The 18431-nt window shown below is 35.9% G+C and carries 15 protein-coding genes; 12 read left to right on the top strand and 3 right to left on the bottom strand.

Going from position 1 to position 18431, the window contains the following annotated elements; all coding sequences use genetic code 11:
* The first annotated feature begins 36 nt into the window (after positions 1-36).
* Complete coding sequence (locus tag GXK58_RS01735) at positions 37-987, top strand: ROK family glucokinase (RefSeq protein WP_160719272.1); 951 nt, start codon at positions 37-39, stop codon at positions 985-987.
* Positions 988-1056: 69 nt separating this feature from the next.
* On the opposite strand, the gene GXK58_RS01730 is transcribed toward GXK58_RS01735, so the two are convergent.
* On the bottom strand, positions 1057-2598 hold the full coding sequence (locus tag GXK58_RS01730; RefSeq protein WP_160719268.1) for a DUF5597 domain-containing protein: 1542 nt from the start codon (positions 2596-2598) through the stop codon (positions 1057-1059).
* Between the two features lie 123 nt (positions 2599-2721).
* On the opposite strand from GXK58_RS01730, the gene GXK58_RS01725 reads away from it, so the two are divergent.
* From GXK58_RS01725 to GXK58_RS01675, 11 genes are all read left to right on the top strand, one after another.
* A complete protein-coding gene (locus GXK58_RS01725; RefSeq protein ID WP_160719266.1) occupies positions 2722-3543 on the top strand; it encodes an AraC family transcriptional regulator in 822 nt (273 codons plus the stop codon).
* A 180-nt stretch (positions 3544-3723) separates the two neighbouring features.
* Positions 3724-6186, top strand: coding sequence for a GH39 family glycosyl hydrolase (locus GXK58_RS01720; protein ID WP_237389547.1), 2463 nt, complete (start codon positions 3724-3726; stop codon positions 6184-6186).
* A gap of 104 nt (positions 6187-6290) precedes the next feature.
* Entirely contained in the window at positions 6291-7397 is a 1107-nt protein-coding gene (locus tag GXK58_RS01715; protein WP_160719263.1) for a glycosyl hydrolase family 18 protein, read from the top strand.
* Between the two features lie 345 nt (positions 7398-7742).
* Positions 7743-8876: a Gfo/Idh/MocA family protein gene (locus GXK58_RS01710; RefSeq protein WP_160719262.1), complete on the top strand. Its 1134-nt coding sequence runs from the start codon at positions 7743-7745 to the stop codon at positions 8874-8876.
* A gap of 91 nt (positions 8877-8967) precedes the next feature.
* Positions 8968-9420, top strand: a complete 453-nt coding sequence (locus GXK58_RS01705; protein WP_160719261.1) for a C-glycoside deglycosidase beta subunit domain-containing protein — start codon at positions 8968-8970, stop codon at positions 9418-9420.
* Positions 9420-10403: a sugar phosphate isomerase/epimerase family protein gene (locus GXK58_RS01700; protein WP_160719259.1), complete on the top strand. Its 984-nt coding sequence runs from the start codon at positions 9420-9422 to the stop codon at positions 10401-10403. The genes GXK58_RS01705 and GXK58_RS01700 overlap by 1 nt, the downstream gene beginning before the upstream one ends.
* A gap of 231 nt (positions 10404-10634) precedes the next feature.
* The gene (locus GXK58_RS01695; RefSeq protein ID WP_160719257.1) at positions 10635-11936 is read left to right on the top strand and encodes an FAD-dependent oxidoreductase; all 1302 of its coding nucleotides are present in this window, start codon (positions 10635-10637) and stop codon (positions 11934-11936) included.
* Positions 11937-12212: 276 nt separating this feature from the next.
* Positions 12213-13106, top strand: a complete 894-nt coding sequence (locus GXK58_RS01690; protein ID WP_160719255.1) for a sugar phosphate isomerase/epimerase family protein — start codon at positions 12213-12215, stop codon at positions 13104-13106.
* An 18-nt stretch (positions 13107-13124) separates the two neighbouring features.
* Entirely contained in the window at positions 13125-13526 is a 402-nt protein-coding gene (locus GXK58_RS01685) for a C-glycoside deglycosidase beta subunit domain-containing protein (protein WP_160719253.1), read from the top strand.
* 39 nt (positions 13527-13565) lie between these two features.
* Positions 13566-15233 (top strand): glycoside hydrolase family 43 protein, encoded by a 1668-nt coding sequence (locus tag GXK58_RS01680; protein WP_160719251.1) that lies wholly within the window; start codon positions 13566-13568, stop codon positions 15231-15233.
* A gap of 205 nt (positions 15234-15438) precedes the next feature.
* Complete coding sequence (locus GXK58_RS01675; RefSeq protein WP_237389528.1) at positions 15439-16680, top strand: MFS transporter; 1242 nt, start codon at positions 15439-15441, stop codon at positions 16678-16680.
* A 61-nt stretch (positions 16681-16741) separates the two neighbouring features.
* Here the strand turns inward: GXK58_RS01675 and GXK58_RS01670 are convergent, their stop codons facing one another.
* The gene (locus tag GXK58_RS01670) at positions 16742-17134 is read right to left on the bottom strand and encodes a C-glycoside deglycosidase beta subunit domain-containing protein (RefSeq protein WP_160719250.1); all 393 of its coding nucleotides are present in this window, start codon (positions 17132-17134) and stop codon (positions 16742-16744) included.
* Position 17135: 1 nt separating this feature from the next.
* Positions 17136-18155: a sugar phosphate isomerase/epimerase family protein gene (locus GXK58_RS01665; RefSeq protein WP_160719248.1), complete on the bottom strand. Its 1020-nt coding sequence runs from the start codon at positions 18153-18155 to the stop codon at positions 17136-17138.
* Positions 18156-18431: the final 276 nt, after the last annotated feature.

Here is an 18431-nt window from a genome sequence, read left to right as displayed (position 1 = left end):
TATTTCACCTGTATTATTTTATAAGGCGGGGAAAAGATGAAAAAACTAATTGGTATTGATTTAGGCGGAACAACTGTAAAATTTGCGATCTTGACTGAAGAAGGCGAGATTCAACAAAAGTGGAGTATTGAAACAGATATCCAAAATGAAGGAAAGAATATCGTTCCAAACATTATTGAATCGATTAAACATCGTCTTGATTTGTATGGGCTTTCAGCGGATGATATTTTAGGAATCGGAATGGGTTCTCCAGGGACAGTTGATCGTGAACAAGGGACAGTCATTGGAGCCTTTAATTTGAACTGGAGTACTTTGCAGCAAGTAAAACAACAGATTGAAGAAGGAACTGGCATTTCTTTTTGTATTGATAATGATGCCAATGTGGCAGCATTAGGTGAGCGCTGGAAGGGTGCCGGTGAAGATGGTGCTGATGTGGTCTTTGTTACACTTGGAACAGGTGTAGGAGGCGGTATTATCGCAGAAGGCAATCTTATTCACGGTAAGGTTGGTGCAGGTGGAGAAATTGGCCATATCATCGTAGAACCAGATGGATATCAGTGTACTTGCGGAAATCAAGGCTGTTTGGAAACAGTTGCTAGTGCAACAGGTGTTGTTCGATTAGCCAGAGATTTTTCAGAAAGATATGCTGGGGAATCTGAATTAAAGTGGTTAATTGATGATGGACAAGAAGTGACGGCAAAGACTATTTTTGATCAGGCTAAAAAAGGCGATCAATTGGCTTTAATCGTTGTTGATAAGTTTTATTATTATTTGGGACTAGCTTGCGGCAATATTGGAAATATCTTAAACCCTGAAACAATTGTTATTGGCGGAGGAGTGTCTGCTGCAGGTGACATGCTTTTAAATGGGGTAGAAGAATATTTCCAAAAGTTTGCTTTCCCGACAGTTAAAACTAGTACGAAACTAAAGCTTGCTCAGTTAGGGAATGATGCTGGGGTAATTGGGGCAGCATCGTTAGTGAAATAATTTAATTAAAAATAAAGCCAATACATACAAGTGATTATCTCTAGTATGTATTGGCTTTTATATTAAATATCAATATTCATATACTTGAATTCTATAAGCTGAAGGCATGTCTTTTAATTGGACCATCATTTTTTCATCACCGTTTAAAACCCGTCCTGCCTTCCATTCTCCATTCACAAATTCGCCTTCTTCGAATCGTAACAATTCCACATGTGTATTTTTTTCTGGTTTTGAAAAGAATTGAACCTTCATCATTATTCCAATAACGATGAACTCATTTTCCGAAAGCTCAAAAATCATACCTCCTGAAGTTGGCTTATAAGGTGCTTTAGGAGAATAAGATACAAGAATATCATAATTGTCAAAATGCAGCAGTTTACCAAAGTCATGTTCATTTCTCTTTACGAAACTTTGTAAATGACTGGTTCCTCTATATTTAAAATAAAGCGGTTTAATATTCTCTATAATAGAATAACTCTGTGCTAAATACGCTGCACTGCCTTCAATTTCAAATGCTGTGGGGTCAATATTTAATGCCATCATTATTTCCAGTGGTGGTTTTTCAATAGCTTCCGGATCCATCAAAAGCTCTTCAATGCCAAATGGTGCATAACAAATAGCGTTACAACCGCCAACAGCATATAGGGCATAGGTAGCTGAGACAGCATCTTTACGAACCTCTGGAATGAATAATGGATTGCCATCCTGACTATATTCATCCAGTACATCAGGTACATATGGAACATAAATATCAGGCGCCAGACAAAATAGTGATGGAGCCATTAAATTCCACATTTTATGCATCTTCATGACAGGACCGCCGCTTGGATAGGTTCCTGCACGCCATGGGAATTGTTCTAACCATGCATTGGCATAGCAAGGAAGAGGATATTCCTGTTGACCTGTGTTTGTAATTCGTTCTACTGCTGATGAAAAATAGTAAGCCATAAAGTATTCGCTAGCATCATAGCCAAATGCTTCTGCCCATGTTCCAGAAACTTGGAATTCTTCAGCAATGGATTGTGGAATTTCTCGAGAAAAAGCTTCATTTGCTGTAATAGAATAATCACGATCCGTGCCTAAAAGTCCGATTTCATTTTCAACCTGCATAACAATAACCGTATTTTCTTCTGAATCAATAGATTTAATAAATTTCATTAAGTGATAAAATGCATTAGCATCTTTTTCTATTGCTGCTTCACATAAAGGTGAAATGGTATTTATTGCTTCACCAGTTGGTTTACAAGCCCGGAAATAAGTTCTAGAATCTTTTTTCATCCAGTGGGGCACATAGAATGATTCTGCATTTTTCCATAAGCCAAACCAAAGGAAAATAAGATGCATGTTATTATCACGCGCCTGGTTGATCAATCCTTCAACGATGGTAAAGTCAAATTGATTCTCTTCGGGCTCAATTAATTCCCAGTAAACAGGAACAATTACAGAATTCATATTTAATGTTTTTAAATTAGGCCAAACCTGTTTTTCCATATACTCCAGGTTCGAGGCACTGGAATTATGGATTTCTCCCGCTAAGGCAATAAAGGGTTCGTCATGAACGAATAATGTTGGAATATCATTGTACTTTTTAATATGAGGCAATATTGACATGATAAAATCTTCCTTTCATAATAAGATTATATTAATATTTTAATAAATATTATGAGTAGATAAAATCTTAAAATATTATAGTTGATATGAATATATTAAGAATTGAATGGAGCTTTCTGAATTATGAAAAAGGTTTTTTTTACAAAATATACTGAACAAAACTTAAAACTACCTTTTGTTTTATATTCTTTAGGTTTAAATCATAGGCAGGAATACATAAATAGACCCTCAGGTATGCCATTTTTTCAGTGGATTCAAGCTGTCAAGGGAAGCGGAGTGCTAGAAATAGATAATAAACAGTATGTGGTAGAGGAAGGGAGCGGGATGTTATTCTTCCCAAATGTTGGTCATAAATATTATGGAGTGAGCAAAGAATGGATTGTTCATTTCATGTGTTTTACAGGTTATGGGACAAGAGATTTTTTGGAAAACATCGGGATTGAGCAATCGGGTATTTATAAACTAAACGATCTTGAAAAAGTAGAGAAATATATGGAAGAATTATTTTTCATTTATACTCGTGATAGCCGAATGGAAATGTATGATTTTTCAAGAGTGCTTTATGATATCTTACTGGAGTTCCCAAAATCAACCACGCTTCCAAATGAGAGGATTATTCAAAATCAGAATAATAAAGTACATTTTGTAATGGATTATATAAACCAACATTATAACGAGCCCATTGTGTTATCTGATTTAGCAGAAAAGGTTCAATTGTCAAAAGAGTACCTTTGCCAGTTATTTAAAAAGTTAAACGGATTTTCTATTTTTGACTATATTACAGATGTTCGACTAGCCAATGCGAAAACCTTACTCATTAAAGAGAGGAACGAGAAAATCAAGAATATTAGTAGATTGTGCGGATATGAAGATGTTAGTTATTTTGGGATGGTATTTAAGAAAAAAGAAGGGATGACGCCAGCGAAATTCCGAGAACTACATTAAAGCTATGTAATAAGAGAACAATAATAATTTTTCACTTTCGACATCAATAGACTATGTAACTAACAAACTGTTATTATAAAGGGAACGCGCTATAGGTTGTGTTTGAATGGAGGGTTGGAATTGGTTAGTACTTTTGATCTTCAGTCTTCAATAAGTTCAAAGTTAGTCACTATTTCTATTATGAATTATAAGAGTAACTTGGATCATGCGCATCGTGATATTGAATTCATTTATGTGATAAAGGGTAATTTGCAGGTAAAGGTAAATAATGAAATCCTGCCGATGAATAGCTCTGATTTTTTATTGGTGAATTCGAATGAACTTCATTCTTTACAATCTGAAAAGGATAATTTATTTGTTATTGTCCATTTGAATTATTCTGAACTAAGTTCATTGCTAGGTCAAAAGGATCTATTTTTTACTTGCGATTCAATTGGTCATTCTTCTCAATCTGATCATGAATTAAGAAATGTTATAGAAGAAATATTAACCATTTATATAAAACAAAACAATGATGTGTATGTTGAGTATTTAGAAAAAGCACTTAAATTCATTTCTATTCTAAAATTATATTATTTGAAAAAGAAAGAAATAGAAATAGGTAATCCTTCTGTCACAAGCCAAAATGAAAGATTAACTGAGATTATTGAGTATATTCACAGCAATTATCACGAGCACCTGACATTAGAGGAAGTGGCAAGATTACATTTTATTTCTGTTCCCTATTTGTCTAAAATCTTTAAAAAACAAACAGGAAAAACGGTCTCACAATACTTAAATGAAATTCGTCTCTTCTTTGCAGTAAATGAATTAGAAAACTCGAATAAGCCTATTACTAGGGTTGCATTAGATAATGGATTTCCTTACTTAGCAGCATTTAACAGGGTCTTCTATGAGTATTATCATTTAAAACCTGTTGAATATAGGAAAAAGTTAACAAAAATGGTGTTGGCTAAGGAAGAAGAAACGAAAGAATCCAGTTCCCAAGAAAAGAATGAAGCATTTATTGAATTGGACAAATATCTTAGTAGTAAGGCAACTGACCGAAACATAACTATGCTTGAATCTCCGGACATGTTGGAATCTCAAGTGATAGAAATAAAGGACGTTCAGGCGATCACAAAGTATTGGAGCAAGCTCATCAATATTGGATATGCAAAGGATATTTTAAACTCTGATTTGCAGGAGCAAATCAGCCTTCTTCAACAAGAAATAGGCTTTACCTATGCTCGTGTTTGGGGTCTTTTTGGTGACGATATGCATGTTGAAGATCGTACAAGCAATACCATATTTTATAATTTTTCTAATACAAATAAATTATTAGATTTCTTAATAAAAAATAATTTAAAACCCTTTATCGAACTTGGTCCCAAACCTAAGATTATTTCGAAAACTCTCGATGAAATTTTTATTATCGAGACCATCAGTGAAAGGTCATTGGAAGAATGGAAAAACTTATTAAAAACTTTTTTTTTACATTGTATGGAACGTTATGGAATTGATGAGGTTGAAACATGGTATTTCGAAATATGGAGTAAACATATCGATCCGTTTACAGATAAGAAACAAGATCATACTGTCTTTTTAACCGATATTATATATGAGGAACCCAGCCAATTTGAGGAATATTTTAAAATATTTAAAGAATTTAAGACAGTTATAAAAGATATTGTTCCTTTGGCAAAGGTTGGCGGCTGCGGGTTAAGTATGGAATTAGCAGGCAGTAAACTGAATTCCTTACTTAAACAGTGGAAATTAGAAGAAGTCCAGCCAGATTTCCTTTCAGTGTATCTTTACCCTATTGAAATTGATAAACAGAAAAATGCCATACCAATAAAAAATCAGCAATCAACTAATCCTAGTTATATTAAACAAAAGTTACATGAAATCAGAAAGTCTTTGGAAACAATAGGATACGAGGAACTTGAATTGAACGTTACTGAATGGAATGTAACGCCAGTAAACCGAGATTATCTTCATGACACTTCTTTTAAAGCTTCTTATATTGTAAAGAATATCATTGAGAATTTACATCAACATCCAGTTAACATGCTCGGATACTGGTTGGGTTCTGATATTTTTAGTGATTTCAGGGATTCTAAGAATCTTTTACATGGCGGTGCCGGTTTGTTGACGAAAAGTGGCATAAAAAAACCAAGCTACCACGCTTTTGCCCTTTTAAACCAGTTGGGTGAAATTTTAGTAGCGAAAGGTGAAAATTATATTGTTACGAAAAAAACTGGAGATCGATATCAAGTGTTATTTTTTAACTATAAGCATTTTAACTATTCCTACTATTTACAAACTGAAGGAAGTAATGGGATTAGCGGACAATATGATATATTTGAAAATAATGAGCCTTTAAACCTTTCACTTGAATTACAAGGAATTGCTAATGGGGAGTATCGTCTTAAGGAACATAAACTAAACAGAGATCATGGAAGTATTCTTGATGAATGGATGAAATTTGGTGCGGTTCATGACCTGAAAGCCGATGAAGTTGAATATTTAAGGCATATTTGTATTCCTTATATGAAAGTTGAAAATAAAATAATAGAGAATAATTCTATCATATTAAAAGGAATGCTGAATCCGCATGAGGTAAAATTGTTTGAAATAAATTTATTACTACGTGATATATAATTATTGAAGGTTAAAAATCTAATTGATTTTTAACCTTTTTTTGTGAATAAGTTACAACTTTTCTTATCAACTTAAGAAATAAACAATTAGAAAAAGGTGTTCTTATGGCAAAAAATAGTTCTTGGTCATTCACAATCATTTTTTTAAGCATGGTATTATTACTGCTATCATCATGTAGTCAGTCCTCAAAAAAAGGGGAACAAGATAAGAATAAAACCCCTCGAGAAGTTTTAGGTTTCTACACAGAACAGGAAGGAACGTATCCAGGTTCTCAACCTACAGTTAACTCACAAGTCACGAATTTAAGCATCATTGCACCTTTTTGGTACAAGCTTGATGATAAACGTCCAGGCAGTCTTATAGATACCGTTACAGCAGATCATAAAAAAAGGGTTATTCAGAGTGCCCATGAGAAACAGCTGAAGGTATATATGGTTGTACACAATCTTTTATATGAAAACGTGGAGAAGGGTAAAAAAGTTGCCAGTAGTGTACTAGATAACAATAAAAACCGAAATGTTTTCATTCAGAACTTACGCAATGAAATGAATCAGTTTAAATATGATGGTATTAATATTGACATGGAAAATTTATATTTGACGGACAGGGATTCCTTTAGTCAGCTGATAAAAATATTGTCTGATGTACTGCATCGTGATGGAAAAGTGGTTACAGTTTCAGTACCGGCAAACACAGGTGATTCCCGTGCTAATCCCTGGTCACCGTGGTTTGATTACGAAAAGCTTGGTTTATATTCGGATGGGTTAGTGATAATGACATATGATGAGCATAACCCAAGAACAAAACCAGGTGCATCAGCATCAGTCGATTGGACAGAAGCAACAATTCAATATGCTTTGAAACATGGAGTACCAGCATCAAAAATTTTACTCGGTATTGCTGGTTACGGATGGGACTGGGATACAACAGTAAACAAAGCCTTGTATAGCTCCTATGCACAATTAATGAGTAAGAAAACAAAATATAAAGCTAAAGTTAAATGGGACTCCCATTCGCAAACACCTCATTTCAGTTACGTAGATACAAACCATCATAGCCACCAGGTTTGGTTTGAGAATAGCTATAGTCTGAAGTATAAGCTAAAGCTTGTAGAAAAATATGACTTACGGGGAATCGGAATATGGCGGCTCGGCTTAGAAGATCCAAAGTACTGGACGACTATACCCGACAAAATAAAAGTGAAAAAGTGATGGAGTGGTTTGCCAGCTGTTATAAAAGTAAGGTATATGAGTATTAAAAATAAGGCTTAATATACAAGATTTTTGGCATAACTTGTTTATTAGCTTTATTTTTTATTCGAAAAATCATGCTGTAGGAAAAGACATTTTTTCATTACCTAATACAAATAGGATAAAATCTTGTGATAAATTATTAACCTTTTATAAAAAAGTGAAACAAAATCATCGAAAAAGTAGAGCGGAAATTAGGTCTTTAAGGATAACTAATTAAAGGGAATCCAGAGTTTAATCAAATAAAATATAAATGTAAGCGAAAACAATATACAAAATTGAGTAGCGATAATAGGAGGACAAAAAATGAGCAAATTAAAGATCGGTATTATTGGCTGTGGTGGAATTGCCCATGCAAAGCATCTTCCAGCACTATCAAAACTGAACAATAAGGTGGAACTGGCAGCCTTCTGTGACATTATCCCAGAAAGAGCGGAAGAAGCTGCAGCAAAATATGGAGCACCAGGGGTATTGGTAACAGAAGATTATAGAGAAGTTCTTGAAGATAAGTCGATTGATGTGATTCATGTATTAACTCCAAATGTTTCCCATTCAGAAATTACAGTGGCAGCTCTTGATTCAGGGAAACATGTTATGTGTGAAAAACCAATGGCTATTAATACTGAAGAAGCTCAATTGATGATTGATGCTGCAAAACGAAGCGGCAAGAAACTGACAATCGGGTACCAAAATAGATTTCGTGCAGATTCCCAAGAATTATATAACGCAGTCCAGAACAATGAACTAGGTGAAGTCTATTTTGCAAAAGCTCATGCAGTTAGGCGCCGTGGAGTACCAACCTGGGGTGTATTTCAAGATAAGGAAAAGCAAGGCGGGGGTCCGCTAATTGATATTGGGACACATGCTCTTGACCTTACCTTATGGTATTTAAACAATTATCAACCTATAAGTGTATTAGGTTCAACCTACCAAAAACTGAAGGACAAGCCAGAAGGAAATATGTTTGGACCATGGGATCCAGAAACATTTGAAACCGAAGATTCTGCTTTCGGATTAATCAAAATGGAAAACGGGGCAACCATCTATCTTGAAGCCTCATGGGCATTGAATATTCTAAATGGTAAAGACGCCCAAGTAACGTTATGTGGTACTGAAGCAGGTGCTGAAATGTTTGGTGAGACTTGGAAGGATGAGGGCTATGTTGTCTATAATCAGGTAGCACATAATCAATTGGTAGAGACAAAGCCTTCTGGTGCAGGTGGGGTTTACGGCTTTAGTGGAGCAAATATTGCCATGCATGATGCGGAAGCCATTCAATGGATTGATGCCATTCTAAATGATAGAGAACCACTTGTAAAACCAGAAGAAGCGATTGTGGTTACGCAAATACTAGAAGCCATTTATAAATCAGCAGAAACAGGGAAAGTAATCGAATTTAACAATTCCGGTGAATCCTCACGATTGGTGGAAAGTAAATAAAAACATATAAGCACTCGTGTTACAGGCAATTTAGATTCACGAGTGCTTTCTATAATCATTAATTGAACTTAAAAGAGGAGGTATAAATTTTATGCCAACAGTATTCATAAAACTTGCATTTAATGACAAAGTCCTTTGTGAAAAAAGTTTTCACAATATTTATCTAAATGGTGTTCCAGTAGGGTTCAATTTAGGGATTAATTTAAATTATTATCGTGGTTTACATGTTTCCTGCATTGAGAAAATCGAAGTAAAGGTGGACGGAGAAATCCTCCCAGAACAATTATATTTATTCTTTATTAATGGGAAAAAGTTTTCTATTAATCAGTTAAAAGATCTTTACGCAGAATTTTGGGGAATTAAACAGACCGCAAATCTTGAAATCTATAATAATGGATTACCAGAAGGAGAGCATGAGATCGAGTTGACGTTACATTTCCGATCTCCATATATGAAGTTCGCTCCTAGAATTTATGGAACTATCGACAGTTCCTCCTGGAAAAAGATGACTTTGATCTCAAATAAAGAGGAGGTCCAGATCTAATGATTAAGAATATAGACTTCGGTGTATCTCTATATGGATTCACGGAAAAATGGTGTACGGACAATAACTATCATTTTGAAGATATGTTTAAAGAGTTAAATAGACAAGGGATTAAAAAATTTGAAATTGTAGGATCGCAAATGTTTAATCATTACCCCATTCCATCTGATGAAGAAATTAAACATTTGCTTTCATTATGTAAAAAGTATAATGTGGAGCCATTTAGTTATGGCGGTTATGTGGACATTGGTAAATTTTCTGATCATGATATGAGCGATCAAGAAATTATTTCAGAAGTTATTTTTGATCTTATGACTGCTAATAAATTAGGGTGTAAGTATATCCGCGGATTTGGTATTCCTTCTCATTTGGTAAAGGATGTGGCACGATTTGCTGAATTTTATAATGTGAAAATTGCATTTGAGGTACATGCCCCATCACGTCCGAGTGATCCTGATATTCAAGCGTTTTTAACACAGATTAAAGAATCAGGATCCTCCTATGTTGGATTTGTACCTGATTTTGGATGCTATATTGTAAGGCCAAATCCTTTAGTAATTGAGAGGTACATTGGATTAGGAGCAAGTAAAGAGCTCTTAGATTTTATTGTGGAAAATCGCCATAAGGGTTATACAGATGAAAGCATGTGGGAAAAAGTACAGGAAATGGGTGGAACTGAAGCAGAAAGACTTGCCATTAGCGAATTATTTGGTTATTTAAGTTTTGCATCGGCAGCAGACCTAGAGGGCTTTAAAACGCTGTTACCATATAGCTTATACTTTCACGGAAAATTCTATCATATTGGGGAAGATTGTGTAGAAACGACTATCCCGTATGAGGCGTTACTAAAATTGATTGTAGATTCTGGATTCAAAGGGGTCATCATGACGGAATATGAAGGACATTGTTTTTACTTAAACGATGCGGAAGAACAAATAGGCCGCCATTTACAAATGGAACGGAATATACTGAACGCTCTTTAAGATACAGCATGATGTAAGACTTTATTAATCTATTTATCATTGGTGAAATGAAGGACATTAGGCAGGGTTGGGAAGAGGAGTATGTCCTTCATAAGGTGGATGAAGGACATTATGCAGAGTTGGTAAGAGGAATATGTTCTTCATAGGATGGATGAAGGATACTATGCGGGGTGGTTAAGAGAAATATGTCCTTCATAAAATGTGGTCTTTTATTAGGAGGGTTTGGGGGAAATGGATAATCTAATATTTGAAAAAAAATCGAAAGAGCTAAATAAAGGAAAACGGGTTGCCATTATAGGCGCAGGTCCTGGAGGTTTATCTGCTGGGATTGCCCTTCATCAAGCAGGTTTTGACGTGAAAATATTTGAAAGACATAAGCAAACAAAGGCACTTGGCGGAGCCATTATTCTGAACGCAATTGGTATCAATATCTTGCGTAGTTATGGTATTAAGACCGATGACATGGCAACAACAGCCATTCAAAGATTTAGACGTTTTGACGGACATCAAAGGGTTCTGCAGCAGTTTGATTCGAGCCTATTAAATAAAGCCAATGTATCAGGCTGGATGGCAGGCTTGATGCGTTCCGAACTTTATGAACGACTCCTCAATAAAATACCAGACGAAATGATTGTAAATGACTATGATTTTAGTTCCTACGAAGAGGGACCTGATGGAGTAAACTTACTTTTCGAAGGTGGAAAGTCTTACACAGCAGATTTACTTATTGGAGCTGACGGTGTGAATTCTCTCGTACGCCAACAGCTTTGGGGCAAATCAGAACTACAGCACTTAGGTATAGCTGTTTGGCTGGGATGGTCTGAAGTAGAGGGACCAAACAGGAATGAAATTGTCCTAAATCATAGTGACCTCTACCAATTTGGCTATGCACCGCTTAGTTTTAAGGGGAAAAATTGTTTTGAATGGTGGTTTGTTGAACCTTGTGGGGAAAATCAGCCAGAGCCAAGTGATCCATTAAGTTATATTCGTAATCGTTTGAAAAACTTTGTTGAACCTGTGCCTGAAATTCTTAAAGCAACGAACTCTCAAAACCTATTCCGCTGGCTGATAAAGTATAGGGAACCATTAAATGCTTGGTCAAAAGGCAGAGTAACAATCCTCGGGGATGCTGCACATCCGACTTCTCCCTATGCTGCATACGGGGCAGGAATGGCATTGGAAGATGGATATTTTCTAGGGAAGTATTTACAAGGTGTTGATTTATCTGATGCTACGGCACTTCAGACTGGACTAGGTAAGTATGATAATCAGCGTGTTAAATATACCAATCATGTGGTAGGCTTTGCTAGAACTTTAGGGAAAATCTTTCATAATGCTCCAAAACCAGTTCGAATTTTTCGAGATTTTCTACTAGATTATACGAAAATTCCAGAACGAAATATTGTGAAAAATAGTATTGAAGAAGCAGAGACTCTTTTAAGAATAGTTCTTGATTTGGAAAAAGCAAATAACACCTTGCCATTTACAGATTATGATATGGAAGAAGGTAAACCTTTAAATAAAATATTCTAGTAAGGTTAAAAAATTCACTATAATTTTTAATCTTATCCATATATCTTTATATAAAGCTGCAAAATGAAATAAAATCTATATCTATTAAGATAAATAAGTAAAGGTATTTAGTAGAAATAAACTTTATAGTTAAATTGTAAGCGGTAACAGTGTTGCTTGATAATTTGGAGAATACGAGAAAAATGCTGGTTCGGCCAGAGTTCAAGAAAGTGTTTACTTGGTAACTTGGTAAATTTGAAAATGGATACAGTATATTGAAAAGGAGAGTAACCTAGAATGAATAAAGAAGGAGCAAATATTAGGAAACCAAAACGAGGAGTTTCTCTTTATAGTTATGCAGGTGAATATGGTGTAACTATGACCTTAGAAGACATGCTTGCTGAAATGAACGATATTGGTGCAAGAGGGATAGAAATATTAGCCAACTCACATATTGAAGGCTACCCAAATCCTAGCTCGGAATGGCTGGAAAATTGGGACCGATTAATCGCAAAATACAATATTGTACCGGCAGAATACGGTCATTGGGTTGATTCACGCTTGTATGCGGGAAGACATCTTACACCAGAAGAATCGTTAGAGATGTTGGAACGTGACTTCAAGCTTGCTAACAGACTTGGATTTACTGTTCTTCGGACTAAATTAGGGGTAATTGATAATGAACTTACTCCTGTTGAAAACTGGCGGGAATTTATTAAAATGGCCCTCCCGTTGGCAGAAAAATATAACGTAATCATGTGCCCGGAGATCCATGCACCAACACTCTTAAAATCCAAGATGGTAGACGATTATATCGAATTTATTGAACAGATGGGGACCAAGCACTTTGGATTAAACATCGACTTCGGTGTATTTGAGACTCAAGCCTTACCTGCAAGTGAATGGGGTCCCGATGATTTTATTATGCCTCCATCAGAACATAGTCCAGTAGAGGATATTATTCCATTGTTACCTTATGTCTATTGCTGCCATGCTAAATTTGTAAAAATGTCAGATGATTTTCAAGAGATGACGATTCCTTATGAAAAAATCATAACTACATTAAGGGAGCATAACTGGGATGGTTATATGGTAAGTGAGTATGAAGGTCCAAACAAAGATGTGACCGGCTATGCATCTGAGCAAATTCGTAAACAACATGTGATGATGAAAAGAATTTTGGGAGAATAAGAGAAAAGGAGAATAGTTATGTTAGAAAAACCTTGCATTCAATCGAGAGGCTTTAAAAATATAGAAAAAGATGGTAAAATCATCGGCTTTCAGGTTAATATTAGATCTTTGTATTATCGAGGCCTCTGGCTTTCACAATTGCGGCCAGCAACGGTTACAGTAGATGGGGAAACTTTTACAGGCGATCAGATTACCTGGACAATCAATGATGTTACCTACACACAAGCTGAAATGGAAACACTTGGAGATGTTCACTGGGGACTATTAGAACCGGCAGCAATTACAGTGGCAAAAGAAGGCGGGCTAGAATCCGGGAGCCATGATATTGAAGTTAGTTATACGTATAGCTGTTCCTATTTTCCTCCCGTTGCAGATACCGTCATGGGTGGTACGCACAAAAGAAAGCTAATTTTGGTTTAAATTTATTAATACTTTTTTATAGTTGGAGTGATTTTAAAAATGACAAAACAATTGATAAATCCAATCTTACCAGGATTCTATCCAGATCCCTCCATTTGCCGGGTGGATGATGATTTTTATATGATTACATCTAGTTTTTCACTCTTTCCAGGAGTACCAATCTTTCACTCTACTGACTTAGTAAATTGGGAGCAGATTGGTCATATACTTGATCGAAAATCCCAACTTCATGTGACGGCAGATCACATGACAGCAGGAATCATGGCACCGACATTAAGATATAACAACGGTACCTACTACATGATAACGACAAATGTAAGCGATAAGTGGAATTTTATTGTGACGGCTAAAGACCCCCGTGGTCCGTGGTCAGACCCTTACTGGCTCGAGGGTTGCCCTGGGATTGATTCATCATTATTTTTTGATGATGATGGGAAAGCATATCTTACAGGTACTAGAGAGGATACGAATACAGATGGTACAAGGTCTCAGGGAATCTGGGTTAGTGAAATTGATTTAGACCGGATGTGTCTTGTTGGAGATGCAAGGACAATTTGGGGAGGAGCCTTAAAAAATTGCGCTTCACCAGAAGCTCCGCATCTTTACAAAAAAGATGGCTATTATTATTTAGTGATTGCTGAGGGAGGCACAGAGCACTTCCATGCTGTAACGGTAGCCCGTAGTAAAACTATTTTTAATGATTTTGAAGGTTATGCAGGTAACCCAATTTTAACCCATCGTCATTTAGGGAAACATTATCCTATTTGCAATATAGGCCATGCGGATTTGGTGGAACTGAAAAATGGTGAGTGGTATACTGTCATACTTGGCTCTCGCCTAATTGAAGGCTATCATAAGAACCTTGGACGAGAAACTTTTATAGCACCAGTCATATGGGAAGAAGGCTGGCCTGTGATTAGTCCCGGTACCGGTAAAGTTGAATTGAGTTATCCAGCACCAGATCTGCCAGCGTCTACAGAGCGAGTAGTTCCAACAAGAGATGAATTCGAAGGTGACAAACTTGGAATGGATTGGGTATTTTACGGGACTCCTTATGAGAATTTTTACTCGCTCTCAAACAGTAAACTGACAATGAAACTTCTACCTCGTTCAATCAGCCAAGAGATCCGTAAAATCGACATACATGCAACGGAAGTGGATAAAAACGTCCCAACCCTCGGGTTTATTGGCCGTAGACAGTTGCATGCGAATTTTAGTATGGCAACAAAGATGAACTTCCTAGCTTCCGAGGAGAATGAGACTGCTGGACTAGCAATCATGCAGGCATGTAATCATCAATTCCGGTTGGAGCGTTCGATGGAGAAAGGAAAGCAAATATTAAGATTGATTCAGTGTACAAGCGAGGTAAATGGATATCCTCACCAGCCAAACTTTCAATGTTTGACCACTGAAACAGAGCTTGCTAAAACTGAAGTAGATGGTGATAATATTATTCTCGATATAACTGCAGAGGGTCAATCGCATAGCTTCTATTATGGTTCAGATGAAGAAAATCTACAATTACTTTACGCGAATGCCGATGGAGGGAAGTTAAATCCTGAAGCTGTAGGCGGTATGGTCGGGACTATGCTTTGCATGTTTGCCAGTTCTAATGGGAAAGAAAGTAAGAACAGTGCGGAGTTCGAGTGGTTTGAGTATACCGAAACCGAGTCAAGTCGTGATGGCCGTGTTATAGTTCATGCGTGAATTAATGGAAAATAAATAATAATTTATTGAAGAGGTTAAAAATCATAATAAGATTTTTAACCTCTTTAATTCTTTCCGAAATTAATTTACAAGTTTGGTTAAAAATTGCTTCGCAAAATGATTAAAAAAGTGAAATTAAATAAGTGCCTAGGAGGTGTAAGATTAAATTAAACACGGTTTTAATTTTAAGAATAGGAGAAAATTGATGCAAAGGTTTACGTTTTTTAGAAAGATGAATATGCCATTATTTATTCTAATGGTGAATATGTTTCTCGCATTGCTTGGGGTAGGGTTAGCGATCCCTATACTTCCTAAATTTATCTTGGAACTCGGAGCCAGTGGTAAAGACCAAGGATACCTCGTAGCTGCAACAGGGCTGACACAGTTTCTTTTTTCTCCGCTTGGTGGGAAGTTATCAGATAAGTATGGAAGGAAAATCATTACTATCGCTGGCTTAGGAATTATCATGCTGTCACAGCTTATGTTTAGTATGGCCTCTGATTTATGGCTCCTCTATTTATCTCGCTTAATTGGGGGGATCGGTATTGGAATACTAGTACCTGCAAATATGGCATACGTGGCCGATGTGACAACAATCGAAAATCGAGGAAAAGGGATGGGATTACTAGGCGCTGCCATTTCACTTGGATTCGTTATTGGGCCAGGGATTGGTGGATTCCTAGCAGAATATGGGCTGCGAGTACCGTTTTATGCATCTGCTATTGCAGCAGGTATTGCGATGATCGTTTCTTACTTATTCTTACCGGAGTCGTTATCAAAAGAACAACAACAAGCCTTTAGAAATTCAACTTCGGAAAAAGATGGAATGACTCATGAAATCAAACGATCATTTAAAGTTCCTTACTTTGTCCTGTTATTACTAATTTTCACGATGACATTTGGATTAGCCAATTTTGAAGCAATCTATGGGTTATATGTAAGTGAAAAATATGAATATACCCCTAAAGATATCTCTATAATTTTGACTGTTGGTGCACTTGTTGGGGTAATCATTCAGGCTGTTTTGGTAGATTGGCTGCTTCGCCGCTTCGATGAGATTAAAGTGATTAATGCGTGTTTCTTACTATCGGCCGTTTCAATGATTCTCGTCTTGTTTTCTGGAAACTTTATTTATATGTTAATGATGAATATATTATTTTTCTTGTTTACTTCAATTCTACGTCCAGCAATTAATACCATGTTATCGAAAATGGCAGGAAATGAACAAGGTTTTGCGGCAGGCATGAATAATGCCTATAGCAGTTTAGGGAATATTATTGGGCCTTCATTAGCAGGAATATTTTATGATGTTTCCTACAATATACCTTTTATATTTGGAGCATTCATATTATTCGGTAGTATTATCATGTGTGCAGCTTGGAACCAAAGGGCTAGAAGGAATAATGATTTCATGGCCGTTATGAGCGGGCCAAAACAATCTTCCTAGTATAAAAATCGATAAAGCTAAAAAAATCAGCCCCAGGGCTGATTTTTTAGTGAATCTATTTTTATGCTATCTCTACAGTTCTAACCTTTCTTCCCGCCAATGGCACAGGAATATAGGCAGTCCTTACAACGACATCTAATGCAACTTCATGTGTTCCTTTGGATAAACCGCCATCCTTACGAACCCGTACCGTTAACGGCTCGCCATATTCCCATTTATAGGTTGTTACGGTTTCCATTTCATCTAAAGTAAACCAATCAACTTCATCTATGGAACATAAAATATTCTCACGTTGAACCCTTTTGCCATCTACTTCCACACCAATATCATTTACCATGGACAGTGGAATTCCTCGATAGTAAGTAATGTTGGTTTTTAATTCAAATCCTGTAATTTTACTTTCTTCTTCAGTATTTTTACATGTATTTTCAAGAAACACATTATTATCAAACATATTAATATACCTCCTGTCCTTCTAAGTCTTTAATAACATTTCGAATCAATGCCTGATGGGCTAAAACTTGTTCTTTTTCCACCATTGGATGTCCAGGAAGTACCCAGCGGTTTCCTTCATATTCAGTAGAAACATAACCGTCATATCCTTTTTCGTGGAGATATTGGAGAACTCCTTTATAATCCATAGAGTATTCTTCGCCAGTTTCGGTCATTTCAAATAGCTTAAAATGGAAATGTTTAATATATGGCATGTATTCATCTAAAACACTATATGGCTCATTTTCATAGCCATCTGCCATATGCGCGAAGAAGTGATCGGCTTCCGATTTTAATAATTTTTTTAGGTCATCTGGAAAACCGCCATTTTCCAAATATACTTTTCGAGGATCTTTTCCTTGAGCGAAGATATCATTAATATAGTCAATCACTTCTTGGTTTGTCCCTAACTGTCTGCAATAATCTGCCATCACTCTTGGAAGCCTGCGGCAGAAAATTCCTGTGTCAATGACTAGGCCAATATAAGGAGAATTTAACCGCTTCATTTCTTTAATAAATTCTTGTGTTTTCGGAACATCAAAGCTTAAACCTGCATGGATTTCCAGCGCCAAGGTAACATTGTATTTTTCCGCATATGGTAATAATGGCTCGATAACAAAAGCTGGTACCATCGATACTAATCGAATTAATTTAATCCCTAAACGGTTTGCAAGCTTAATCTCCTTAATTAGTAAATCAACGCATTCCTTTTTCGTTAATTCTCTATTCTTGTACAAATTTGTATTTAAGAACACGTCTGCAATGACAGGCTTCATTTTATAAGTACTTAGTAACCTGTCCCATTCTGCCAAAGTTTTCTCTGTTGGATGGGGGGCATTATGCAGCATCTGGTCAGGAATAATTTCAATTCCTTCTACTTCATTTTCAGCCAAAAATTTAAAAATATCTTCTAAACTCATACGTTTATTTAAATATTCATCTTGTAAACTATATAAGCTTACGCATGTTTTGATATTGCTCATGGTTAAATCTCCCTTCATTTTTTATTAAGTAATATTGATGTCGCTTACATATTTATCATAATCTTTAATGGTCCCTATTCCTTTTTTTTATTTATCTTAAGAGTGATAGATTTTCACCTTATTTTTTTAAGTCCTTTCTTTAAAATAAAAAAGGTTAAAAATGATAGTGTCATTCTTAACCTCAATAAATTTTTGAAAGCAGTGGTTGACATAGAGTCTGCCATATTTTAAAGTATAATTTTTCACACTATGTAATTAAAAAGTTAGTACTTGTTC

Source organism: Bacillus sp. USDA818B3_A, assembly GCF_009928415.1.
Taxonomy (GTDB): Bacteria; Bacillota; Bacilli; order Bacillales; family Cytobacillaceae; genus Neobacillus.
The sequence above is the reverse complement of the archived record's forward strand: the minus strand, read 5'-3'. Positions and strand labels throughout refer to the sequence as shown.